A 22,026-nucleotide genomic window follows, 5' to 3' on the forward strand; every position below is an offset into this window, starting at 1 on the left:
CACGGCCACCGGCGTGATGCTATGTGGTCTGCTGTAAGGCCCGTTGCTAGCGCCGGCGGGCCTGTAGCAGAAACTCGCGATTGCCGTCGCCGCCAAGGATCGGACTTTCCTGCCAGTGCAGGATCTCGAAGCCGACCGAGGCGCAGCAGTCGCGGATGCGCTGCTCGACCTCGGCGTAGCGGCGGGGGTCGCTGACCACGCCTCGCTGATCCACCGCACCAGGCCCCAGCTCAAACTGGGGCTTCACCAGCGACAGCAGCAGGGCGTCCTGTGCCAGCAGCGTCGCCAGCTCCGGCAGAATCAGCGTCTGCGAGATAAAGGACACATCCATTACCGCGACCTCCGGCCGACCGATTTTCTCCATCAGCGTCATGAGTTCGCGGCTGTCACTCAAGTGGCGTGCGTTGAGCCCCTCCAGACAACTGACGCGGGCGTCGCCCCGCAGGCTGTCGTCGAGCTGGCCGTGGCCCACCTCGACACCGATGACGTGGCGCGCGCCGGCGGCCAGGGCGCAGTCGGTAAAGCCCCCGGTGGACTGGCCCACGTCCAGTACCAGGCGGCCGTCCAGTGACAATTCCAACGCCGAGAGCACCGCCTCCAGCTTGAGTCCGGCGCGGGACACATAGCGCTCCTCCGGGTCTTCTGCGACCACCAGAGCGAGGTCGTCGGGGCACTTCTCCCCGGGGCGTGTCAAAACCTTGCCGTCATCCCGGCGGGAGACACGGCCGTGGCGGATCAACCGCTGGGCGCGGGTGCGAGAGCGAACCAGGCCCTGGCTGACGAGGAGTTGGTCGAGACGTGGCATGGGGTGTCCTGTGGCGCCTTGGTCGGGCCGTCTGGAGTTCAAGCAGAAAATGCCGGCGCATTATGCCACGGCGAGGCCCCCGTGGGGGGCGCACACCAGTCTCAAGCGCTTTGAGCCGTCAACCACAGCCGTCCCCGCAGCTTTCCATCATATCCCGTCAGTTTCTACTCGCTAACCTGTTGTTCGCCTCTGGCTAGCTATCGTGGCCTTTCGACACCGCCTGGGCTCTCACGACATGGGGGATCATCTATTTTTTGTTTCATCTTCCAGTCGAAATGGCCGGGGTCAGGGGCTATGCTGAAAGCAATGTGCTAATTTAGAAATTCATAAGATGATGAGTTCTGTGCAGAGTTGCGACGAGTGACGGCGAGATAAGCAGTACGGCGAGGGAATGCTGTTCGATCGGGCATCATCGGGTGACAAGACAAAGCCATCACTCGGGCGTGTCATACGTTAACCGATGGGGCCATAAATCGAACCGTCAGTTTTCAAGTGGATAAACGAAGATTTTGCAGGATCATTCGCGTCAAGCTCGAGCATGCATACGATTGAAAATGTTGGGCGGAAGTTATACGTAAGTGCCGCGTGTGCTGACGCGTAAAAATACGTTATAAATTTTAAATCGGTTTGGGGGCAGGTGAGTGAAGGGGACTGTAAAATGGTTTTCAGCAGACAAGGGGTATGGATTCGTCACTGGAGAGGATGGTAAAGATCGATATATAAATGCACAGTCGGTGGTTGGCCCGACTCTCCCCAAAAACGGCAGCACGGTGCAGTTTGAAAGCTATCAAGGAAAGAAAGGACTCGCCGGGAAAAACGTTACGATAATGACCCAAGGCTCAACTCAAGAATCGAGTGGCCGTGTTAACTGTTCGAGTTGCCACAAAGAGATAATCCCTCGAATTATTACTGGGCCGCCTACCATCCGTGGTGCATATGGATGGACGCCAGTACCCAAAAAATCTATTTGTCCCTTCTGTGGTTCCACATTTAAGACCTTCACGAATGCGAGTGACGTCATTGGATGGATAATAATGGCGATTATTGTAATATTTCTTCTTGGTGTGTTTTTTGTGTGAACGTTCGCCGAAAATAATATCAATATTAGAACACATGTTTTCGAAGGCAGGCGCTCTGCAAAAATTTTGCAAGACTTGACATTGGAGGATTTTCCGTCCACTAAATCGTTTCAGCGGGCATTGGGCCCCATCACTCATTTTTGCTGCCGCAAAACGGGCGCCGTCTCAAATGCCTATGAACTCAAGCGTTATTCCGAAGGAGAGTGACAATGCAGTGTCCAAAGTGTGGATCTTTAAAGATTGACAAGCGGAATTATGGAAAACGAGCAGGCGCTACCATCGGCGGGATGGGAGGAGCAGCCGGTGGGGCGGCAACCGCCGTGGCCGGTGCTGCTGCGGGAGGAAAAGCAGGTGCGGCAGTTGGCTTGATTGCTGGCCCTCTCGGTGCGGCAGCGGGAGCCTCGATTGGAACAGTGGCGGGAGCTATCGCTGGTGCCTTGGCAGGAGGTACAGTAGGTGCCACGGCTGGAGCGATGACGGGTAGGGCAGTAGACGAGAATATTCTTGATAATTTTAAATGTTTGAGCTGCGAGCACGCATTTAATGAGGCTTAGTTGCGGTGTGACAAGTGGCTGCAGACGCAAGAAGGTTGGGCCTTTACCATTTCTTCTATATTGTGGTCGATATGTCGGTTATCTCTGCGATATGGAGTAAACTCGCCTAACTACAGCGTGAGCACGGGCAGGCTTTGTCGCTGAACTTCATATATCGATGGTACGTTAAACGTCAAGCAGTAGGGGGGAGTTGTGTACGCGAATGTGTCACGTTACGGAGTCATCCTGAACTCCGAAAACTATTCAGATTGCGTTGTCTCTTGGTCGTGGCCTGTTTTGTCTTCCTCTATTTTTCAAAAAAATGAGGATGGCGTTGGGATAGCCTAGTTTGAGTATAGGCGCTGATACCTGATGGTCGAGCAGGGTGGCAAGGCGAAGAACGGGATCGAGGGTTTACACAGGTAGAGGGAAGGGCACTGGCCCGGACTTGGCGGAAGGAAGCATTCTTCCCCTCAAGTCCGGGCCAGTGGCGTTTTAGACGCCCTCGTCGGCCTGTAGGCCACCTGCCGGGATGCGGTCGGCGCCCCAGCTTTCCTGAATCATGGCGACGACGCGGTCGAGTTCCTGCTGGTCGACCTGGGCCAGTTCGCCGTGCTCCAGCGGGTCGTAGTGGTAGATGTACAGACGCGAGGCGAACTGCTCGAAGGGCAGAGAGGCCTCGCCAAAGCGCTCGCCGTGGCTGGAGGTGCTGACCTTCACGCCCAGGCCCCAGTCCTGGCCGCTATCGTTGTTGGGGTTGAAGAAGTAGATGCGCATCTGTCCCGACGGATCCAGCGAGGCCCGCAACACGGTGATGGCATGCCAGCCGATGAAGCGCCCGGCGCTGTCGGTGACGGCGATGCCGGCGGGCTGGGGGTGAATCAGCGGCTGGTTACCGTTGTAGTAGGGGTGGTAGCTCGCATAGAAATGGCGCAGGAAGGTGTCCAGGTCGGTGAGCTGGCCGGTGGCCACGTCGACATTGATACGAAACCCGCGTCCTGCCCACCAGCCATGGAACTCCGGGTTGACCCAGCGGTGGGGATCACCCTCGCGGCCCAGGCAGCGACGCCCCATCTCGGCGTAGATACGGTCCAGATGCGGCACCACCAGCAGCGACACTGGATCAAGGTCCAGCGGCAGGGTCTGCGCGACGCCGGAGATGCTCTCCTGAGACGAGATCGGCTGGCCTTCGAAGTGCATCAGGATCTCATCGTCGCGGGCGGCCCAGGCTACCATCTGCAGCAGATAGTCCGGGTCGTTGTAGGCCCACATGGACAGCGCCCGCGCCGACTGGCAGGTCGGGTTGTTGCCCTGGCCGACCCCCAATGGAAGGCCCAGCATGCACAGCACACCTTCCATCAGGCGGGCCCGATAGGACACGCCATCACCGAAGGCGGCGTGGAGTCGCGCCTCGGACCAGTCGGATAGCTTGAGGCCAAGCTGCCGCCACAGTGCCGGCGCCACCGGTGGCTGGTAAAGGATGCCACGTTCCAGGGTCAGTGCCAGCCCATAGACGGCCTGGGCGGTCTCTGGATAGATGGCGGTGCGCACCATGGTGTGGACCAGATCGCAGTAGCACAGCAGGCAATCGCGGCCGGTGGACGAAAGCCCCAGCGCCTCGGACAGCAGGTTGTCGCCAAAGTCGAGCAGGTGGCGCAGCAGCACCGGGTGATAGGGCGACACCAGGCCGGTGTCGTGCATCGCCCTGGCAAAACCGCTGGCTTCGTACTGCAGGCCTCTCGCGTCCATGCTGGCTAGCCGTTCGCGGTAGACCTCGATGCCCGGGTCCTCACGGCAGCCCTGGGTCGGGCCAAACAGCGAGCTGACGAGGCGGTCCGCGCCCTGGCCACTGGCGCCCAGGTCGATCTCGGGGTTGGCCTGACACAGGGCGATCTGAGTGATCATCTGCTTGACCGGATCGACCTGGATCGGGCGCTGCTGCAGGATCCGCCAGATCTCGCTGATCAGCTCGTCGATGACGTGTTCGTAGCCGATGCGCTCGGCCAGGTACTGAAACAGCTGGCGGGGAATCTCGGCCAGACGGCCCTGGGTCTCACGCTCGGCCTCCGACGGGGCGGAAAACAGCAGCGGCAGATTGATCGCCATGACCTGGGTGAGGTAGTGGTGGGCCCCCTCATCGGAAATGAGGTGGTGGCGATAGCGTCCCTTGGCGACTGCCAGCATGCGCAACTCGCTCAAGGCCTCGATAACCACCAGCGAACTGTCGGCGCTCTTGAGCGACTGGGTGGTCAGGGAGGGGATCAGAATATGCGGGCTGGCCCAGTCCGATCCCAGAAACAGGCCAGCCTGTTCGAGGGTTTCGGCGCGCTGTTCGATTTCCGCGCAGCCTCCCGGCTGCATCAGCACCCGGCGACAGGTATCGATGACCCGAGGCAGCTTGGCCGGTTTGGCGAACTCCCGGGACTCGCCAAGACTGGCGATCGCGTCGTCCAGCTTGGTCAGCAGGCCCCGAAGCTTGTCGCTATCCGCGGGGGATGGAGTGTCTGGGTTGGTCACACCGGCTCCTTGTCGTCCTGAAGTTGGCTCCCGGAGGAGTTCCGGCAGCAGTCCCTACATCAGGGGGTCGAGTCGTGTCACGTCGAGCGGACGACGCCAGTATACGCATGCTCGGGCGGCGGCGTCGCCAATCCGGCGGCGCTGCCCCGACGGGGCAGCGCTTAGCAGGCAGGCCTAGATGTAGTAGTCCTCGTCTTCCTGTGCCTTCAACAGGTCGCGCAAGGTATGGGCGTCGTCGCCCTTGAAGTAGACCAGGCCCCAGTGGGTACCGAAGGCGGTACGCTTGGTGACGGTCTCTTCCAGAGGCGCGGTCAGCTCGTGTGACTCGAAGTAGGGGTGGTCTTCCACCGACTCCGGGATTTCCAGGCGGCTGACCACACGGCGGCGCGGATAGACCCCGAAACAGCCGGCGAAGCCGTTGGCGTCGACCACTTCGCGGGGGAAGAACTCGGCGACTTCCTCGGGCGTGGTCTTGGGGTCGAACACCAGCATGCTGGCCTGGTAGGCGTTGAAGCCATAGACCCGTTCGAGCAGCTCGAACACCTTGAAGCCGGGCGGACGATAGGCCACTTCGCCGAAGTACATCTCGCCATCGCTGGTGACGAAGTACTCGGGGTGGATCAGGCCGAAATCGATGTCGAAGGCCTTGATCAGCTTCTCGATCTGCGCGCGGATCTGCTCGCGGTAGCGCTCAAGCTCCGGCGAGGCCGGCACGAACACCGAATAACCCAGGGTCACGTACTCGGAGATGTTGAGAAAGGCGATCTTGCCATCATGGATCCAGGCCTCCACCGCGAACTCCCAGCCGTCCAGGTGGGATTCCATCAGCACCGGAAATTCCTCTTCCGGGATGGTGTCGACCTCGTCGGGCGTGCGGATCACCCGGTGGCCAAGGCAGCCTGCCTTGTCGAAGGCCTTGAGGTGGATCGGGTCGTTGGGGTCACCGTCGAGCTTGAGCAGGGTCTGGTTGACCCGCTTGAGGAAGCGGATGACGTCCTGGTGGTCGTGGGCTTCCTCGAAGATGCCGACGCGAATACCGCCGAGCTGCGCACGCCGCTTCATCAGGGCCTTGTCACGCAGCAGCAGCGACTGGCCGTAGAGGCGCGGGTTGTCGAGTAGCACTGAGTTGATCGCACCGGCCCACTCCACGGTTTCCTCGAACAGCGGAATGGACACGTCCACGCCCATGTCGCGCAGGGTCTCGGCGATTTCCAGTGAGCGGTCGTTGAGCCGTTCGAAGTTCCAGGAGACGTAGGGGATATCGTGCTGCTTGCAGTAGTCCTCGGCCCAGTCCGGGGCCACGACAACGTAGCGACGGTCGAAATTCTCGGCGGCCTCGATGGCGTTCAGGCTCCAGCCGAGTAGTGCGATGTAGCCTTTGTTGGGATCCTTGTTCATGCAGCGCCTCCTTGGAATGGGCGTTGGTGGGCGTAATGGTGCTGGTTGTTCGTGGTCGTCATCCTCAAAAAGTGACGCCTGGTGAGTATGAGCTCCCAGGCGTTAAGGTGCTTCCACCATACAGCTTCAGTGTAGAAGTCTCACATTTCGAGCGCTGCATGACTGTTGAGGCAAAGTCTACTGGGTTTGCCCTTGTGGCCCGGGCATGACCTTGGTATAGTGCCCGCGTCCTGAGCAAGAGGCTGATTTTTCAGGCCTTGCCCGGTGACGTTTTCAGGCAGTCGACATTTCCTTGTTGTCGAGCTCGCCTTGCAGTGGTGGCCCTGTCGGTCCTCCCGCAACGCTAGACCGCAAACCCCGCCAGGCCCGGAAGGGAGCAACGGTAGTGGTGGACGCGTGTGCCGGGATGTGGCTGTCGGGGCCGCCTCCATTTCAGGCCATGCCTTTGATCCTGCAGGACCTTCTACCTCATTGATCCCGCTGTTACACAACAGTGGTGCAAAGAGGTGGGACAACCGTGTCTGCTATCTTGCGCTGAGTATTCCTTATTCCCGCATTTGTGGGTCGGTATTGAGGTGCCCCTTCGATGTGGCATTCGCCGGTCTGATGCGCCGCCCGCGCTGCGATATCAGGAACTTCCTGTTTACACAGCGGAGCGCCTTGCTCGGCGCCCCTACCTGTCTTTCTCGTCTCGGCTCTTCCTCGCCCAGGCGGATACTGCCTTGCCTAGCGGATCTCGCGATCCAGGGCAAAGTAGTCATCGGACTTGAGTTTGGCGATCTCCGCCGAGAGAGTGGATTCTTCGTTGCGCGACAGCAGCACGCTGGCGACGGCGCTCAGCGAACACAGCACCTCCTTGCATTCGGTGCGGGTGCGCTGGATCGACTGGCGTGCCAGCAGCAGGCACATGGCCTGGGCGCGGGCAGGGCGCTTGATCAGGGTGCCGTAAAGGTTACCGATGACCACGCCACTCAGCTCCTGGTCCTGGATCTCCCGATTGTCGTACTCACGGTAGAAGGCTTCTTCCTGGCCGTCGGGGATGAAGTAGTGGATGAACTCCTTGTAGTCGGGGTCGTAGGCGATGCTGCTGACGGCGTTGACCAGCTTCTTTTTCAGGGCGGCGTGCTCGGGATCCTGCTCGTCGACCTTGGCGAGCCGGCTGGCAATCTTGACTGCGCCTTCCAGTTCACGCAGCAGGTGGGCGTAGCCTGAGTTGATCTCGTCATGGCAGCGGGCGATATCGTCGAAGTCGCTCTTGATGCTGGCGACCATGCCGTCGCCTTCGGGCAGGCTGCCGAGGACAGGGAACAGCAGGTACTTGTGGACGTGGCAGCTCTCGTAGTAGCGCGAGACCTCGTCCTTGAACGCCTGCAGGTATTCGCCGACCTCTTCCAGGTAGTCGTCGTTCTGCTCGATATGCCGCTGGACCGCATCCACACCATCCTGTTTCCACAGCCGGTTGAGGCGTCGTTCGATCTTGCCGGCGTTGGTGATCATGCTGTTGAAGTCTTTTGACAGCTGGATGGTGGTTTCCTGGACCTTGGTCACGGCGATGGCGCGGGCCTGGTCATTGATGCCGACCTCGCGAGCCATGCGCCGCTGACGGTGATTGTCCAGCGTCCAGGACACGAAGGCACCAAGGATCGCCAGGCTGGTGGCGATGTCCACGCCAATCGATAGGTTGTCCACTGCGTTGTCTATCCTTTTTAGGGGTTATCGTTATGTGCTGGGAATCGCTTCCGGGGTTACCAGAAGCGATGGCCGTCTCACGGGCATACTGGTGTAGCCTTAAACAGGTATGCTGAATCAGGCTAATACGATAGTAGTGGCTGTCGATGACGCTTAGAAGGGGAAATCCCGTCGTTTCGATGTGGGTTGTCAGTTTTTTATCAACATGATCGGGAGATTGCATGTCAGACGTCCTTCGTCGGCTCGAGCGGTTGCGGGCGCCAGCCATCGGCCTTGGCTGCATGAACGTGTCCCACGCCTATGGCAGTCCGTTGCCGGAAGCCGAGGCGGTCAGGGTGTTGCAGCACGCTTTCGAGGTGGGCTACCGCCACTTCGATACCGCCACCCTCTACGGCAAGACGGCCAATGAGCGAGTCGTGGGGCAAGCGCTTGCCGGTCGCCGTGAAGAGGTCTTCCTGGCCAGCAAGTGTGGCATGGCCTTCGACCCGGAGATCGGTACCAAGCGCATCGACGGGCGGCCTGAGACGCTGCGCCGCCAATGCGAGCAGAGCCTTTCGCGGCTGAAGACCGATCATCTGGATCTCTACTACCTGCATCGACGGGATCGTCAGGTGCCGATCGAGGAGAGCGTGGGAGAACTTGGACGACTCGAGCAGGAAGGCAAGATCGGCGGGCTCGGGCTGTCCGAGGTGTCGGCGGCGACGTTCAGGCAGGCCCGTCAGGAGCATCCCATCGCGGCGGTGCAGTCGGAGTACTCGGTGTGGACGCGCAACCCCGAGATCGCGCTGCTCGACGCCTGCCGTGAGTCGAATACCGTGCTGGTGGCGTTCAGCCCGCTGGGCCGCGCCTTTCTGACCGGTACCCTGCGTGACCCCGCCAGGCTCGAGGAGGCCGACATGCGTCGAGGCATGCCGCGCTTTAGTGCCGATAACTACCCGCGCAATCTTGCCCTGCTGGCCGAGTTCGAGGCGCTGGCGCGCCAGCGCGAGTGCACCCCCGCCCAGTTGGCGCTGGCCTGGCTGAGAGGGCAGGGGGCGGACGTGATACCGATCCCCGGATCGCGTACCGCCGCCCACCAGAAAGAGAACCTGGCCGCCGAGGCGCTGACGCTGGATGCCGGCACGCTTGCGCTGATCAACGCCATGATGACGCCGGACCAGGTGGTCGGTGCGCGTTACAGCGAGGCCCAGCAGGCGGATATCGACACCGAGGAGTTTGCAACGGCGCGTGGCGACGGGGATCACTGAAGCGTCGACAGGCCTCGGGGAGAAATTTGTTCGGCAGCCACGCCGAACTCTGGTCGAATCCTCCTGTCCACCGTGGCGGGCCGGCGCTATGCTGTTTAGCCCCCTGAATCTGCCGAGAGCCTTCGCCATGCGAAGGCTGGTCGCACAGCCATGCCGCAAGGAGAGACAGCCATGAGCCATTACAAGGTTACCAACCCGGCGACCGGAGAGGTCGAAGCCACCTACCCCGACGCCAGCGACGGCGAGATTCTGAAGGCCGTGGAGTCGGCGCATCAGGCGTATCTGGCCTGGCGTGACGTCACCCCCGCCGAGCGTGCGGCGCTGCTGCACCGGGTCGCCGACCTGCACGAACAGCGCCGTGACCAGCTCGCCGATATCATCGTGCGCGAGATGGGCAAGCCGAAGTCCCAGGCCCTGGGCGAAATGTCGGTGGTGGTGGACATATACCGCTACTACGCCGACAACGGCCCGGCCTGGCTGGAGCCGGAGCCCATCGTCACCGGCGGCGCCAAGGCCGAGGTGCGCAAGCAGGGGCTCGGGGTGCTGCTGGGCATCATGCCCTGGAACTTCCCCTACTATCAGGTGGCGCGCTTTGCCGGTCCCAACGTGCTCAACGGCAACACCATCCTGCTCAAGCACGCTCCCCAGTGTCCGGAGTCGGCCAAGGCCATCGAGGACATCTTCACAGAGGCGGGTGCGCCCAAGGGGCTTTACACCAACCTTTACGCCAGCAACGAGCAGGTGGGCGAGCTGATCGCCGACCCGCGGGTGCAGGGCGTGTCGCTGACCGGTTCAGAGCGTGCCGGTGCGGCGGTGGCCGAGCAGGCCGGTCGCCAGCTCAAGAAGGTGGTGCTGGAGCTGGGTGGCTCCGATCCCTTCCTGGTGCTGCCCGACGCCGATCTGGAGCAGGCCGTCAAGCAGGCGGTGCAGGGACGTTTCGGCAACTGCGGTCAGGCCTGCAACGCGGCCAAGCGGATCATCGTCGACGACGCCGTCTACGACGACTTCCTGGCGGCCTTCCACGAGGCGGTGGAGCAGATCAAGGTCGGCGATCCCATGGCGGACGATACCGTGATGGGACCGATGTCCTCGGAGCAGGCGCTTACCAACCTGGATGCTCAGGTCCAGGACGCGATCCGCCAGGGCGCGACCCTGGTCACCGGCGGCAAGCGCCTGGATCGCGCTGGCGCCTGGTACGCCCCGACCCTGCTGACCGGCGTGACCCGCGACATGCGCATCTTCCAGGAGGAGCTGTTCGGACCGGTGGCTGTGGTCTACCGCGCCGCCGATCTGGAGGACGCGATCGACCTGGCCAACGACACGCCCTATGGCCTGGGTGCAGTGATCCAGACCTCCAACCCCGAGGGAGCGCTCGAGCTGGCCAATCGTCTCGAGGTGGGCATGGTCCACATCAACGAGCCGCCCGGCAGCGAAGCCGAGCTGCCCTTCGGTGGCGTCAAGCGCTCCGGCTTCGGCCGTGAGCTTGGCAAGGATGGCATGGATGAGTTCGTCAACCGCCAGATGGTGAAGATGGCACGCTGATCCCGGGCCGACATTTGAGCCGACAGCGGGATGCGCCGCTGGACAAGGACCCGTCAAGTTCGCTTGGCGGGTTCTTGCGTTCAGGGGGCTTGGTCTGGATGGACAAAACAGGAGGCCAAGGCTAGTGCCAGTGTCTATGGTGACGCCATGGGCCCTTGTCCGCGGTTGAATCGAGATGGCGGCTCGTATCCAGGGAACCTCGCCGTCGTCGAGCTTTCCAATGACCATCGACCAAGGAGGAGTGCGATATGAATGCCAAGTACCTGCTCGACCAACTGATGAAACAGGCCGGCGGTTCGTCTTCCGGCGGTTCGTCTTCCGGCAAGGGCGGCTTCGACGTGCAGGGGCTGATCAACAGCGTCTCGTCCCAGCTTTCCGGGGGATCGTCGTCGTCCAGCGGTGGCGGCGGCATGGACATGAAGAGCCTGCTCGGGGGCGGCGCGCTGGGCATGCTGATGGGATCCAAGCGCGGCCGCAGCATGGGCGGCAAGGCGATCAAGTATGGCGCCATCGCCGGCGTCGGCATGCTGGCCTGGAAGGCCTGGCAGAAGTCCCGTGGCGGTGACGAGGCCACCCCCGCGTCTCAGGGGGCTCAATCCGGTGAAGGGGCTCCGCTGGAGGAGCTCGGCGGCGAGGCCCAGGAACGGCGTAGCCTGGAGGTATTGCAGGCGGTGATCATGGCGGCCCGGGCCGACGGCCACATCGACGCCCAGGAGCGCGCCCTGATCAGCGAGCAGATTCAGCAGCTCGGGGCCGATGATGAGCTGCATGCCTGGGTCGAGCGTCAGCTCCAGGCGCCGCTGGACGCCCAGGCGCTGGCCAGTCAGGCCGACTCGCCCCAGGCGGCGCGGGAGATGTACCTGGCCAGCGCCGCGGTGATCGACGACCAGAATGCCATGGAACGCGCCTGGCTGGACGAGCTGGGCACCGCGCTGTCGCTGGACGAGAACGTGCGTCGCGAACTGGAACGCCAGCTCGAGGGGCAAGGCTGAGCCACCGTCACGCACGACCGCTTGAGAAGCCCTCGGACACGCAAGCTCTGACAACAGCCCTGACAGAAAAGCCTTTTGATGATGAAGCCCGGCGCCGGTCGCCGGGCTTCCCTTGTTGACGGGCCCGGCGGCACAATACGTTCGCCCGATTTGCGCTGAAGGCGTTGTCGGTCAACCCGTCGCCGGTCAACAAAAGGAATAATGCAAGCATGCAGGTGTACCACAGTGAAGCGACCAAGCTGCGTCGTGCCAGGACCGAACTCCACGATGGCCAGCTGATGACCCCCTTCGAGTGCCCCGAGCGGGTCGACCTGGTGCTCGCACGGCTCCGTGACAGCGGTGTCGGACCGGTCGCCGCGCCGAGGGAGCACGGCCTGGCGCCGGTGCTTGCGGTGCATGATGCAGCCTACGTCGAGTTTCTCTCGACCTGCTGGGACGAATGGCAGGCCGCCGGTCACGGCGGCGAGGCCATCCCCACCATCTGGCCGACACGCACCATGCGCGAAGATCGTATTCCCGGCCATGTCGGCGGCAAGCTCGGCTACTATGCCCTCGGTGGCGATACCTCGATTTCCCCCGGCACCTTCGAGGCGGCGATGGCCAGCAAGGACGTGGCGCTGTCGGCCTACGAGCACACCGCTTCCAGCGGCCAGCCGAGCTTCGGCCTGTGCCGCCCGCCGGGGCATCACGCCGCCAGTGATCAGTTCGGTGGCTACTGCTTTTTCAACAATGCGGCCATCGTGGCCCAGCGTGCGCTCGACGATGGTCACGCTCGGGTGGCGATCCTCGACGTCGACTTCCACCACGGCAACGGCACCCAGCAGATCTTCTATGGCCGTGACGATGTCCTGACCCAGTCGATCCACGGCGACCCGGACCAGTGCTTTCCCTACTATCTCGGCCACGCCGACGAGAAGGGCGAGGGGCCGGGGCTTGGCTACAACGTCAACTATCCGCTGCCGCCGGGTACCGACTATGCCACCTGGCGCGAGCGCCTGGAGCTTGCCCTGGCCGAGATCAGCGACAAGCAGGCAAGCCTTCTGGTGGTGTCGCTGGGTGTCGATACCTTCGAAGGCGACCCCATCTCGAGCTTCCGCCTCAAGAGCGATGACTTCCTCGACATGGGGCGTCGGCTGGCAAGCCTGGGCCTGCCCAGCGTCATCCTGATGGAGGGCGGCTACGCGGTGGAAGAGATCGGCGTCAATGTGGCCAAGGTGCTTCAGGGCTTCCAGGGCGCCTAGGCTTCCAGGGGGCGGCGTTCAGTCTCGCGACTCGACGTCTGCCTGGGGTGGCGGATGGATCACTCGCTCCTGCCTGGGTGGCGGCAGGCGAAGCGATGCCCCGGGCCGCGAATACAGCCCCTTGAACAGCTTCAGCCCAAGCCATAGAAACAGCAGCGGAATCACCAGGGTGCGCATCACAAACAGCGCCATCAACTGGAGGATGGCGTTGGTGCCGGATTCGACTCGGCTCTGAATGGCGCTGATGCTGAGGCCGTCGGTAAGGGCTCCGATGCGCTCGGCCAGGCTGTCGAACAGGCCTTCGTCCGGGTCCTCGCCCGCCAGGCGGCGGCGCAGGGTGTCGCGTTCGCGGTCCACGGCGGCGAGCTCGGCGAGCTGGCTCTCGCGCTCGTCGGTGAGCTCGGCCAGGCGCTGTCGCCGTTGGCCAAGCTGCTGTTCGAGGCGCTCGATCTCGGGGTTGTCGTGGAAGGGGTTGAGGCGCTCGGTCAGACTCAGCCGGGCGGTCAACAGCGACAGCCGACCGCGACTCTGTTCCACCGCGTCCTCGGCCTTGCCGATCTGTCGATTGGTCTCGATCAGCGTTTCGCGTAGTTGCTGGCGTCGCTGGTCGGTATCGGCCATCTCGGCCTCAAGCCGCTCGCGCTGCTGTGGCGTCAAGGCATCGCCGGCCTCGGCCAGGCCGGTGGCCTGGACCTCTTCGGACAGGCCCTGGACCTCGGCCATGCTGGCGCTGGTGCGCTCATCGAGAAACGCCTGGTCCACCAGGGTGCTGGCCACCAGTGTCAGCAGCAGCAGAAACCGGCCGAGTCCGATCAGTGCGAAGGCCTTCCACGCCAGTGGCGTCAGCCGCCAGTCTCGCCACAGGCACAGGATCAGCAAGGCACCGGCCAGGCTCAGGGCGATCTTGAACATCAGCGAGCCGGTGATTTCCAGCAGCAGGGTCTGGCCGATCAGTGAGCCGATGGCCAGCTTCATCACGCTGGCGTAGTCCTCCACCAGGTCGTTGAAGGGGTCCAGCGCCTCGAAGGGATGGGTCGACACGCCAACGCCCATCTCGGTGGACTGCAGCACCGAGATGCCCGCATTGAGCCCCCGGGCGGCAGCGAAGGCGAGCAGCGCCTGGGTAGTGGCGCCCTCGACCTGACGCTGGGTCGCACGATCGAGCACATCGAGCCAGGACAGCGCCATCACCGCGACGATGGCCAGCGTCAGCAGTACCTTCAGTCGCCGTGAGGGCGAAAGCCGTCGCTTCGCGGTGGGGGGCGTCTCATAGGAGGTGGGCGCGGAGTCAGACATGAAGGGGCCTGTGGCAATGGAAGGCGGGACGCTACCGTCGGTTGGCTGCGGGGAACTCTCACCAGTGGCGGATGCGAGCAACGCCAGACGGGCGCACTGGTGTGAGGTGCCGCTTCAACGGCGTGAATCCCCTTGGCCTTTGCGCCCAAGGCCCCACCCGGTAGAATGCCACGACCATCGGGCGGGAAACACCGTCGCGTGACCGCCACGCCGCCTCGCTCCCGCCGCGTTGTCTCAGCGGGTCGCCTGGCCCAAAGCCCAGCCGCAGGAAAGAACGTTCAATGAGCTATCAGGTACTGGCCCGCAAATGGCGGCCTCGCACCTTCCATGAACTGGTGGGGCAGGAGCATGTCCAGCGGGCGTTGGTCAATGCCCTGGACCAGGGCCGCCTGCACCATGCCTACCTGTTCACCGGGACCCGAGGTGTCGGCAAGACGACCCTGGCGCGTATCCTGGCCAAGTGCCTCAATTGCACCGACAAGGGGGAAGGTGACGACGGCGTGACCTCGACCCCCTGTGGCCGTTGCGATAGCTGTCAGTCCATCGACCAGGGCCGCTTCGTCGACCTGATCGAGGTCGACGCCGCCTCGCGGACCAAGGTCGAAGACACCCGCGAGCTGCTCGACAATGTTCAGTACGCGCCGACCCAGGGTCGCTACAAGGTGTACCTCATCGATGAGGTGCACATGCTCTCCACCAGCAGTTTCAATGCGCTGCTGAAGACTCTGGAAGAGCCGCCGCCCCATGTGAAGTTCCTGCTGGCGACCACCGATCCGCAGAAGCTGCCGCCGACGGTGCTGTCGCGCTGCCTGCAGTTTACCCTCAAGCATATGCCGCCGGAGCGTATCGTCGGCCACCTGTCCAAGGTGCTGGAAGCCGAGCAGGTACCCTTCGAGGAGTCTGCACTGTGGCTGCTGGGCAAGGCCGCCGCCGGCTCCATGCGCGATGCCATGAGTCTGACCGACCAGTCGATCGCCTTCGGCCAGGGTGAGGTTCGCCACGCCGACGTCGCCGCCATGCTCGGTACCCTCGACCATCGCCACGTGCTGGCGCTGATCGAGGCGCTGGCCGAGGTGGACGCCGCGCGGCTGCTCCAGGAGGTGGCGAGCCTGGCCGAGCAGGGCCCGGACTTCGGCGCGGTGCTCGACGATCTGACGGCGGTGCTGCACCGCCTGGCGATCGGTCAGATGGTGCCGTCGGCGCTGGACAACGGCCACGGCGACCGTCAGGCGCTGCTTGAGCTGGCCGGACGCTTCGCCGCCGAGGACGTGCAGCTCTACTATCAGATCGGAGTGCAGGGGCGTGCCGACATGGCCCACGCCCCAGACCTGCGTACCGCCCTGGAAATGACCCTGCTGCGGATGCTGGCGTTTCGTCCCCAGGGCGTGCCCAGGCCCGCCCGGACGCCGCTGCCGATGCGCGGCGAGGCAGCGCCGCAGGCGGGTTCAGCGTCTACCGCGCAGCCTGACTCTAGGAGCGAACCGCAGCCCGAAGTTAAGACACAAGTTCAGAACCAAGCCCAGAACCAAGCCCAGAACCGAGCTCAGCCTCACGGCCAGGTTCAGACTCAGCCCGAGGCTCAACCTCACGTTCAGCCCGCACCGCAGCCTGAACCACAGCCCGAGCCTGGTGCGCCATCCCCGTCCGAGACCCAGGTGCAGACGGCGGCGCCGGTCGAGGCCAGTGTCGATGCCGCGCCGGCGCCCGTCGATGGGCCTGCGCCCATGCCGGGTGAGGCGCCAGACAGTCGCGATGATAGTGGTGGCGAAGCCGACTATCGTGCGAACAACCACGCCAGTGACGTGCCGCCGCCCTGGGAGGGCGGTGCTCCCGAGGACCCTACGCCGGGCGCTGACGCGCCCACCGCCGTCGCCAGCGAGCCGGTCGGCCTGGCCGAGACGCCGTCCGCCGAGGCCCAGGCCGGGCAAGCGATGGCGTCCACACAGGACCAGCCGCTCCCGACCGAACCGCTCCCGGTTGAGTCGCACCTGGCCGAAACGCCTGCGGTCGCCGGGAGCGAAGCGAGTAGCGAAGAGCCAAGCCCCGAGCCAAGCTTTGGGCCAAGCCTAGAGCCAAGCGCAGAGCCCAGCCCCGAGCCAAGCCTTGAGCCCGACGCCGAGGTCGAGGAGATGGCGGCAGAGGCGATGGCGGCCGAGGCGATGGTCGACGAGGCCTCGCAGCACCAGCAGCACGCCGCAGAGCCCGCCGCTGGCGAGGCTGCCGCGATGCCGACAGGGGCGCTGACTCACAGCGCCTGGCTGGCCCACTTCGATGATCTTGGCGTGTCGGGCCTGACCCGTAACCTTGCCGCCCACTGCGTGGTGGCCGCCGACGACGGTGAACGGCTACATCTGCATCTGGACCCGTCGCAATCGGCGATGAACGCCGAGGTTCACCAGAACCGGATTCGCGATGCCCTCGAGGCCCTGGGGTATCCCCGTCGACTCGAGATCGAGGTGCGTCAGCTCGACACCCGCGTCGAGACCCCGCGGCAGATGGCCGAACGCCTGGCAGCGGAACGCCACGCCGAAGCGGTTGAGGCCTTGAAGCGTGATCCCCATATTCAACAATTGCAGCAGACATTCGGCGCCAGGCTGGTGGAGTCCACCGTGACCCCCGCCGGCGAGACCCGCAAGGCCAGACGCTGAGCGTCTGCGCCTGACAGTTTAAAACGAGAGGATCGGACCATGATGAAAGGTGGAATGGGTAACCTGATGAAGCAGGCCCAGGAAATGCAGGACAAGATGCAGCGGGTCCAGGAAGAAATCGCCAAGGCCGAGGTGCTGGGTGAAGCCGGCGCCGGCATGGTCAAGGTGACCATGAACGGCCGCCATGACGTCAGCAAGGTCGAGATCGACCCGTCGGTGATGGAAGAGGACAAGGAACTGCTCGAGGACTTGCTGGCCGCTGCGGTCAACGATGCCGTGCGCAAGGTCGAGACCAGCTCCAAGGCCAAGATGGAAGAGGTGACCTCGGGCCTCAACCTGCCGCCCGGCTTCAAGATGCCGTTCTAAGCCGACCCTGACGCGACCCGGGCCAGCGACTGGCCTGGGCGAGAGTGTATCCGCCGGACGCAGTGTTTGCCCGGCGCTGGACGAGTTTGCCCATGAGTTTTTCTCCCCTGGTCGAGCAATTGATGGACGCACTGCGCGTGCTGCCGGGCGTCGGGCCCAAGACCGCCCAGCGCATGGCCATGCACCTGCTGGAGCGCCAGCGTGAAGGCGGCCAGCGTCTGGCCGAGGTGATGCGTGAGGCGGTCGAAAGGGTAGGCTACTGCCAGCGCTGCCGGACCCTGACCGAAGAGCCGCTGTGCGGGCTATGTCAGAGCGCGCGTCGGGATGACAGCCTGCTGTGTGTGGTCGAGTCGCCGGCGGATATGCTGGCCATCGAGGAGGCCGGCGGCTTTCAGGGACGTTACTTCGTGCTGCACGGCCACCTGTCGCCTCTGGACGGTATCGGGCCCGAGGACATCGGTCTCGATCAGCTCGAGACCCTGATGGAAGAGGGCCTGATCGAAGAGGTGGTGCTGGCGACCAATCCCACCGTGGAAGGCGAAGCCACCGCCCACTATATCGCCACCCAGATCCAGCGCCACGGTGCACGTCTGTCGCGTCTGGCCTATGGTGTTCCCATGGGGGGTGAGCTCGAGTACGTCGACGGCGGGACCTTGAGCCGCGCCTTTTCCGGTCGCCTGCCCTTCGACAGTGAATAAGTCGGGCGAACGTTGTTGCCTCAAATGGATGCTTGAATGCCTGTAATCCCTGATATTCGATGGATCGATAGCGCCGACGCTCTCGACGACGCCTGCCAGGCGCTGTCCCAGGCACCGGTACTGGCGCTGGACACGGAGTTCTTTCGCGAGAAGACCTTTCACCCGGTTCCCGCACTGATCCAGATCTACGGTGGCGACGCCACCTATCTGATCGACCCGCTGGAGGTCGCCTGCACCGAGCGTTGCCGGCAACTGCTGACCAATGACGCCTTGAAGCTGCTGCACGCCAGCAGCGAGGACCTCGAGGTATTCGGCCACTGGGCCGGGGTCGCGCCGACGCCGCTGGTCGACACCCAGGTGGCCCAGGGGCTCCTGGGCGAAGACGCCGCCATGGGCTACCAGCGGCTGGTGGAGTTCTGGGTGGGCGAGACGCTGCCCAAGGAAGAGACCCGTTCGAACTGGCTGGAGCGCCCCCTGAGCGATTCCCAGCTGAGCTACGCGGCGCTGGACGTGGTCTACCTGCTGATGGTGTGGCAGCACCAGCGTGAGTCGCTGGAGCGCCACGGTCGACTCGAGTGGGTGCTGGAGGACTGTACCGACCTGGTGGCCCAGTCGCAGCGCTCCAGCGAAAGCGACGGCCAGTGGTACCTGCGTCAGCGTCAGCTATGGCGGCTGGCCCCGCGTCAGGTCGAGGCCTACCGCCTGATGACCACCTGGCGCGAGGGCGAGGCCCGGGCCAGGGACCTGCCGCGCAACTGGGTGATTCAGGATCGTGTGCTCTACGCCATCGCCGAGAAGATGCCGGCCAACCGTCATGACCTGGCGGCGGTGGAGGGCGTCAAGCCGACCCTGATCAAGCGAGAGGGCGACACCCTCTTGGCGATGGTCAAGCAGGCCGCCCACCGAGAGGTCTCGGAGCTCGCACCTGCGCCACTGGCACCAACCTTGCCGCCGTTCAAGGCGCGCATGAAGGCGCTCAAGAAGGTGGTCAATCTCGACGCCGAGTCGCTGGGCGTCGCCCCCGAAGTGCTGCTGCGCCGGCGTGAGCTGGAAGCCCTGGTCACCGCCAGCCTGCGCAACCAGCCGCTGCCGCTGCCCAGTGGCTGGCGTGGCGAACGACTTAATGAGCGCCTTGAAGGAGCCCTGGGGGAGTTGGCCCAAGCCGGCTAGAAAGAAGGACTCGACCAGGCTGACGAAACACTAACAGCAACGACGAGGCGTCCGATGAATCGAAAGGACGCCCACCAGACCGACAGGGCAGCCCAGGTGGCGCCCGATGAGACCGACATGACGACGATGCAGGGCAAGATGCTGTGCGAGATATTCAAGAGCTCGCGCAAGGACGAGATGTATCTCTACGTGGACAAGCGCGAGGGGCTCAAGCGGGTCCCCGAAGCGCTGATGGAGCGCTTCGGCACGCCGGTATCGGTGATGACCATGATCCTCACCGCCGACAAGGCGCTGGCGCGCGCCAGCGGCGCCGAGGTGATGGCGGCGATCGAGGAAAAGGGGTTCTATTTTCAGATGCCGCCGGCCAAGGACGAGTATCTGCTGGACCTGTATCGCACCCCCACCGAAGCCCGCTACTGACGTCATGGCCGAGCTGAGAGAACGTTTCTGGGAGCGCTACGCGCTCGATGAGCTGACCCAGCAGGAATGGGAGGCGCTGTGCGATGGCTGCGGCCAGTGCTGCCTGCGCAAGCTCGAGGACGAGGACACCGGCGATCTGGCGGTGCTGGGCCTGTCCTGCCGGCTGCTCGATACCCACAGCTGCCGCTGCAGCGACTATGACAATCGCCTCGCCAAGGTGCCGGACTGCACCCACCTGACGCCCGAGCTCGCCCACCAGTTCAAGTGGTTGCCGCACTCCTGCGCCTACCGACGGCTGGCCGAGGGACGAAAGCTCGCCGGCTGGCACCATCTGATCTGCGGTGATCCCGAGCGGGTCCACCGCAAGGGTATCAGCGTGCGCAGCTTCGCCATCCCCGAGACCGAGGTGGACGAGGCCGACCTCGAGGACCACATCATCGCGGTGATCCCGGTCGAGGGCTGAACGCCTCTTGTGGCAACGCCACCTGCAATCTCTGATAGCGACCTCCTTCGGGAGGTCGCTTGCGTTGTGGCATGCCCCTGGTACCTGGCGTGCCGTCAGCCCGCCGCCATGGCCTCGATCAGGGCGTCGCGAAACGCTTGGGCCGGCGGCGACAGTGCTCTCTTGCGGTCCCAGGCGAAGCCCACGTCCATGGTCGGGATGGGGTCGGCCAGGTCGATGTGCTCGATGCGTCGGCCCTCCAGCGACCAGGGCCGATAGACCATGTCCGACAGGATGCTGACGCCCGAGCCGCTGGCGACAAGGGAGCGCACCGCTTCCACCGAGGATGTGCTGAACAGCGTCTGTGGGCCGAGTCCCGATGGTGCCCAGTAGCGCAGTGCGGTCTGCTCGGCCTCGTCGACGTTGAGCATGATATAGGGCTCGCGGGCGACGTCGGCCAGGCCAACGTCGCGCCTGCCGTGAAGAGGGTGGTGGCTGGCGACCCACAGGCGGCGGGGCGATCGGATCAGCAGGTGCTGGGCCAGCGGGGCACCCGGTTCAAGGTTGGAGATCAGCATGATGGCCAGATCGAAGCGCCCGCCGAGCAGGCCGGCCTGGATCGTCGGCCTCGAGGCCTCGTGCAGGCGTACCGTCACACCGGGATAGCGACGTTGAAACTGTGCCAGCAGCGGCGGAAGAAAGTAACCCGCCACGGTATAGCTCATGGCCAGATCGAGGCGTCCCTCCAGCGTCGGCGAGTGCACCCGGGTCGAGTCGAAGGCCTCGTCCACCGCCTGGAAGACGTGTCTGACCCGGTCGAGAAAACGCGTGCCTTCGCGGGTCAGCACCATGCCCTGGGCCTGTCGGTCGAACAGCTTGACGCCCAGCTCGTCCTCGATTTCCCGCACCCCGGTGGTGATCGACGACTGGGACACGTTCAGGTCCACCGCGGCCTGGGTCACCTTGCCGCTTTCCGCCACCGCCACGAAGTAGCGCAGCTTGCGAAGGGAAGGACTGCGCGCCATGTGAGATCTCCCTCAAGTTCTGTTGTTCGAACCTGTTATTCGGATTTTTTGATAATGCCAAACAAGAATTGGTATTTCCAATCAGTGGCGTCTCTCATATACAACGATGGAACACCCGCGAGGAGACCCACAATGACAACACTGGACCTCAATGCCGACATGGGGGAGGGATTCGGCGCCTGGCGCATCGGCGGAGACATCGACGATCGCATCATGGCCGGCATCAGTTCCGCCAATATCGCCACCGGCTTCCACGCCGGCGATCCCACCATCATGACCCATAGCCTGCAGCAGGCGGCGAAGCACGGTGTCGCGGTGGGGGCCCATCCCGGTTTCCGCGACCTGGTCGGCTTTGGTCGCCGGCATATTCACGCCGCCGCCGATGAACTGGTCAATGACGTCATCTATCAGCTCGGCGCCCTGCGCGAACTGGCCGCCCGGGAGGGCCTAGGCCTTCATCACCTGAAGCTTCACGGGGCCCTGTTCATGCACGCGGCCAGGGACGAGGGCTTCGCCACGGCGCTATGTCGCGCACTGATGACCATCGACGCCAATCTGCCGATCTACTGCCTGGCCGGGTCGGTGATCGATCGGGTCGCCGAGGCCGAGGGCATCCAGCGCGTCCACGAGTTCTACGCCGATCGTGACTACGACGATCAGGGTTCCATCGTCTTTGTCCGGCAGGTGCAGCGCCTCGACCCCGAAACGGTAGCCGAGAAGGTGCTGCTGGCGGCCCGCGAGGGCGTGGTCGAGACCGCCAGCGGCAAGCGTGTACCGGTCAGCTTTCAGTCGGTGTGTCTGCACAGCGATTCCCCCGGGGCGCTGGAGATGCTCGACGCCATCCGCCGCCGGCTGGCCGATGCCAGCATCGAGCTCAAGGCTCCCTGAGCCTGCGGCCGCCTGGCCACAGCCATCTTC

The 22,026-nt window shown here is 63.8% G+C and carries 19 protein-coding genes and 1 other RNA gene; 14 read left to right on the top strand and 6 right to left on the bottom strand.

Going from position 1 to position 22,026, the window contains the following annotated elements; translation table 11 throughout:
• Window positions 1-46: 46 nt before the first annotated feature.
• On the bottom strand, window positions 47-805 hold the full coding sequence (locus NFH98_RS07025; RefSeq protein WP_349622402.1) for a TlyA family RNA methyltransferase: 759 nt from the start codon (window positions 803-805) through the stop codon (window positions 47-49).
• A gap of 641 nt (window positions 806-1,446) precedes the next feature.
• Between NFH98_RS07025 and NFH98_RS07030 the strand changes: the two genes are divergently transcribed.
• Together NFH98_RS07030 and NFH98_RS20985 are read left to right on the top strand one after the other, a co-directional pair.
• Entirely contained in the window at window positions 1,447-1,884 is a 438-nt protein-coding gene (locus tag NFH98_RS07030; RefSeq protein WP_349622403.1) for a cold-shock protein, read from the top strand.
• 287 nt (window positions 1,885-2,171) lie between these two features.
• Window positions 2,172-2,438 (top strand): glycine zipper domain-containing protein, encoded by a 267-nt coding sequence (locus NFH98_RS20985; protein WP_502878759.1) that lies wholly within the window; start codon window positions 2,172-2,174, stop codon window positions 2,436-2,438.
• 474 nt (window positions 2,439-2,912) lie between these two features.
• Here NFH98_RS20985 and NFH98_RS07035 read toward each other — a convergent pair whose 3' ends face one another.
• Both NFH98_RS07035 and NFH98_RS07040 read right to left on the bottom strand, forming a co-directional pair.
• On the bottom strand, window positions 2,913-4,934 hold the full coding sequence (locus tag NFH98_RS07035; protein WP_349622404.1) for a hypothetical protein: 2,022 nt from the start codon (window positions 4,932-4,934) through the stop codon (window positions 2,913-2,915).
• 174 nt (window positions 4,935-5,108) lie between these two features.
• Complete coding sequence (locus tag NFH98_RS07040; RefSeq protein ID WP_349622405.1) at window positions 5,109-6,332, bottom strand: ATP-grasp domain-containing protein; 1,224 nt, start codon at window positions 6,330-6,332, stop codon at window positions 5,109-5,111.
• Between the two features lie 324 nt (window positions 6,333-6,656).
• Here NFH98_RS07040 and ffs point away from each other — a divergent pair.
• Window positions 6,657-6,753: signal recognition particle sRNA small type (ffs, locus tag NFH98_RS07045), an RNA gene on the top strand.
• 305 nt (window positions 6,754-7,058) lie between these two features.
• Here ffs and NFH98_RS07050 read toward each other — a convergent pair.
• Entirely contained in the window at window positions 7,059-8,021 is a 963-nt protein-coding gene (locus NFH98_RS07050) for a hypothetical protein (RefSeq protein ID WP_108132611.1), read from the bottom strand.
• Between the two features lie 221 nt (window positions 8,022-8,242).
• Between NFH98_RS07050 and NFH98_RS07055 the strand changes: the two genes are divergently transcribed.
• The 4 genes from NFH98_RS07055 (at window position 8,243) to NFH98_RS07070 (ending at window position 13,043) form a co-directional block, all read left to right on the top strand.
• The gene (locus tag NFH98_RS07055) at window positions 8,243-9,268 is read left to right on the top strand and encodes an aldo/keto reductase (RefSeq protein WP_348815773.1); all 1,026 of its coding nucleotides are present in this window, start codon (window positions 8,243-8,245) and stop codon (window positions 9,266-9,268) included.
• A gap of 171 nt (window positions 9,269-9,439) precedes the next feature.
• The gene (locus tag NFH98_RS07060; protein ID WP_222516928.1) at window positions 9,440-10,810 is read left to right on the top strand and encodes an NAD-dependent succinate-semialdehyde dehydrogenase; all 1,371 of its coding nucleotides are present in this window, start codon (window positions 9,440-9,442) and stop codon (window positions 10,808-10,810) included.
• Window positions 10,811-11,058: 248 nt separating this feature from the next.
• Window positions 11,059-11,802 (top strand): tellurite resistance TerB family protein, encoded by a 744-nt coding sequence (locus tag NFH98_RS07065; protein WP_108132614.1) that lies wholly within the window; start codon window positions 11,059-11,061, stop codon window positions 11,800-11,802.
• A gap of 209 nt (window positions 11,803-12,011) precedes the next feature.
• Window positions 12,012-13,043, top strand: coding sequence for a histone deacetylase family protein (locus NFH98_RS07070; RefSeq protein ID WP_108132615.1), 1,032 nt, complete (start codon window positions 12,012-12,014; stop codon window positions 13,041-13,043).
• Window positions 13,044-13,061: 18 nt separating this feature from the next.
• Here NFH98_RS07070 and NFH98_RS07075 read toward each other — a convergent pair whose 3' ends face one another.
• Window positions 13,062-14,339 carry a hypothetical protein gene (locus tag NFH98_RS07075; RefSeq protein WP_349622406.1) on the bottom strand — a complete coding sequence of 426 codons (1,278 nt, stop codon included), beginning with the start codon at window positions 14,337-14,339 and terminating at the stop codon, window positions 13,062-13,064.
• Between the two features lie 281 nt (window positions 14,340-14,620).
• On the opposite strand from NFH98_RS07075, the gene dnaX reads away from it, so the two are divergent.
• The 6 genes from dnaX (at window position 14,621) to NFH98_RS07105 (ending at window position 20,104) form a co-directional block, all read left to right on the top strand.
• Window positions 14,621-16,987, top strand: coding sequence for a DNA polymerase III subunit gamma/tau (dnaX, locus tag NFH98_RS07080; RefSeq protein ID WP_349622407.1), 2,367 nt, complete (start codon window positions 14,621-14,623; stop codon window positions 16,985-16,987).
• 39 nt (window positions 16,988-17,026) lie between these two features.
• The gene (locus NFH98_RS07085) at window positions 17,027-17,353 is read left to right on the top strand and encodes a YbaB/EbfC family nucleoid-associated protein (RefSeq protein WP_045993209.1); all 327 of its coding nucleotides are present in this window, start codon (window positions 17,027-17,029) and stop codon (window positions 17,351-17,353) included.
• 92 nt (window positions 17,354-17,445) lie between these two features.
• On the top strand, window positions 17,446-18,051 hold the full coding sequence (gene recR / locus NFH98_RS07090) for a recombination mediator RecR (protein WP_045993210.1): 606 nt from the start codon (window positions 17,446-17,448) through the stop codon (window positions 18,049-18,051).
• 36 nt (window positions 18,052-18,087) lie between these two features.
• Window positions 18,088-19,221, top strand: coding sequence for a ribonuclease D (gene rnd, locus NFH98_RS07095; protein WP_045993211.1), 1,134 nt, complete (start codon window positions 18,088-18,090; stop codon window positions 19,219-19,221).
• A gap of 117 nt (window positions 19,222-19,338) precedes the next feature.
• Window positions 19,339-19,641: a YcgL domain-containing protein gene (locus tag NFH98_RS07100; RefSeq protein WP_083970450.1), complete on the top strand. Its 303-nt coding sequence runs from the start codon at window positions 19,339-19,341 to the stop codon at window positions 19,639-19,641.
• Window positions 19,642-19,645: 4 nt separating this feature from the next.
• Complete coding sequence (locus NFH98_RS07105) at window positions 19,646-20,104, top strand: YcgN family cysteine cluster protein (RefSeq protein ID WP_348815776.1); 459 nt, start codon at window positions 19,646-19,648, stop codon at window positions 20,102-20,104.
• Window positions 20,105-20,199: 95 nt separating this feature from the next.
• Here NFH98_RS07105 and NFH98_RS07110 read toward each other — a convergent pair whose 3' ends face one another.
• Window positions 20,200-21,108: a LysR substrate-binding domain-containing protein gene (locus tag NFH98_RS07110; RefSeq protein WP_045993213.1), complete on the bottom strand. Its 909-nt coding sequence runs from the start codon at window positions 21,106-21,108 to the stop codon at window positions 20,200-20,202.
• A gap of 132 nt (window positions 21,109-21,240) precedes the next feature.
• On the opposite strand from NFH98_RS07110, the gene NFH98_RS07115 reads away from it, so the two are divergent.
• Window positions 21,241-21,996, top strand: coding sequence for a 5-oxoprolinase subunit PxpA (locus tag NFH98_RS07115; protein ID WP_045993214.1), 756 nt, complete (start codon window positions 21,241-21,243; stop codon window positions 21,994-21,996).
• The last annotated feature ends 30 nt before the right edge of the window (window positions 21,997-22,026 follow it).

This window comes from Halomonas sp. H33-56 (assembly GCF_040147035.1).
Taxonomy (GTDB): domain Bacteria; phylum Pseudomonadota; class Gammaproteobacteria; order Pseudomonadales; family Halomonadaceae; genus Halomonas; species Halomonas litopenaei.

Bases quoted from the DNA above. Each gene is read 5' to 3' on its own strand.
- NFH98_RS07110 (WP_045993213.1), bottom strand. From the start codon at position 21,108: ATGGCGCGCAGTCCTTCCCTTCGCAAGCTGCGCTACTTCGTGGCGGTG.
- NFH98_RS07070 (WP_108132615.1), top strand. From the start codon at position 12,012: ATGCAGGTGTACCACAGTGAAGCGACCAAGCTGCGTCGTGCCAGGACC.
- recR (WP_045993210.1), top strand. From the start codon at position 17,446: ATGAGTTTTTCTCCCCTGGTCGAGCAATTGATGGACGCACTGCGCGTG.
- NFH98_RS07075 (WP_349622406.1), bottom strand. From the start codon at position 14,339: ATGTCTGACTCCGCGCCCACCTCCTATGAGACGCCCCCCACCGCGAAG.
- rnd (WP_045993211.1), top strand. From the start codon at position 18,088: ATGCCTGTAATCCCTGATATTCGATGGATCGATAGCGCCGACGCTCTC.
- NFH98_RS07025 (WP_349622402.1), bottom strand. From the start codon at position 805: ATGCCACGTCTCGACCAACTCCTCGTCAGCCAGGGCCTGGTTCGCTCT.
- NFH98_RS07055 (WP_348815773.1), top strand. From the start codon at position 8,243: ATGTCAGACGTCCTTCGTCGGCTCGAGCGGTTGCGGGCGCCAGCCATC.
- NFH98_RS07065 (WP_108132614.1), top strand. From the start codon at position 11,059: ATGAATGCCAAGTACCTGCTCGACCAACTGATGAAACAGGCCGGCGGT.
- NFH98_RS07085 (WP_045993209.1), top strand. From the start codon at position 17,027: ATGATGAAAGGTGGAATGGGTAACCTGATGAAGCAGGCCCAGGAAATG.
- NFH98_RS07115 (WP_045993214.1), top strand. From the start codon at position 21,241: ATGACAACACTGGACCTCAATGCCGACATGGGGGAGGGATTCGGCGCC.
- NFH98_RS07040 (WP_349622405.1), bottom strand. From the start codon at position 6,332: ATGAACAAGGATCCCAACAAAGGCTACATCGCACTACTCGGCTGGAGC.
- dnaX (WP_349622407.1), top strand. From the start codon at position 14,621: ATGAGCTATCAGGTACTGGCCCGCAAATGGCGGCCTCGCACCTTCCAT.
- NFH98_RS07100 (WP_083970450.1), top strand. From the start codon at position 19,339: ATGACGACGATGCAGGGCAAGATGCTGTGCGAGATATTCAAGAGCTCG.
- NFH98_RS07060 (WP_222516928.1), top strand. From the start codon at position 9,440: ATGAGCCATTACAAGGTTACCAACCCGGCGACCGGAGAGGTCGAAGCC.
- NFH98_RS07105 (WP_348815776.1), top strand. From the start codon at position 19,646: ATGGCCGAGCTGAGAGAACGTTTCTGGGAGCGCTACGCGCTCGATGAG.
- NFH98_RS20985 (WP_502878759.1), top strand. From the start codon at position 2,172: ATGGGAGGAGCAGCCGGTGGGGCGGCAACCGCCGTGGCCGGTGCTGCT.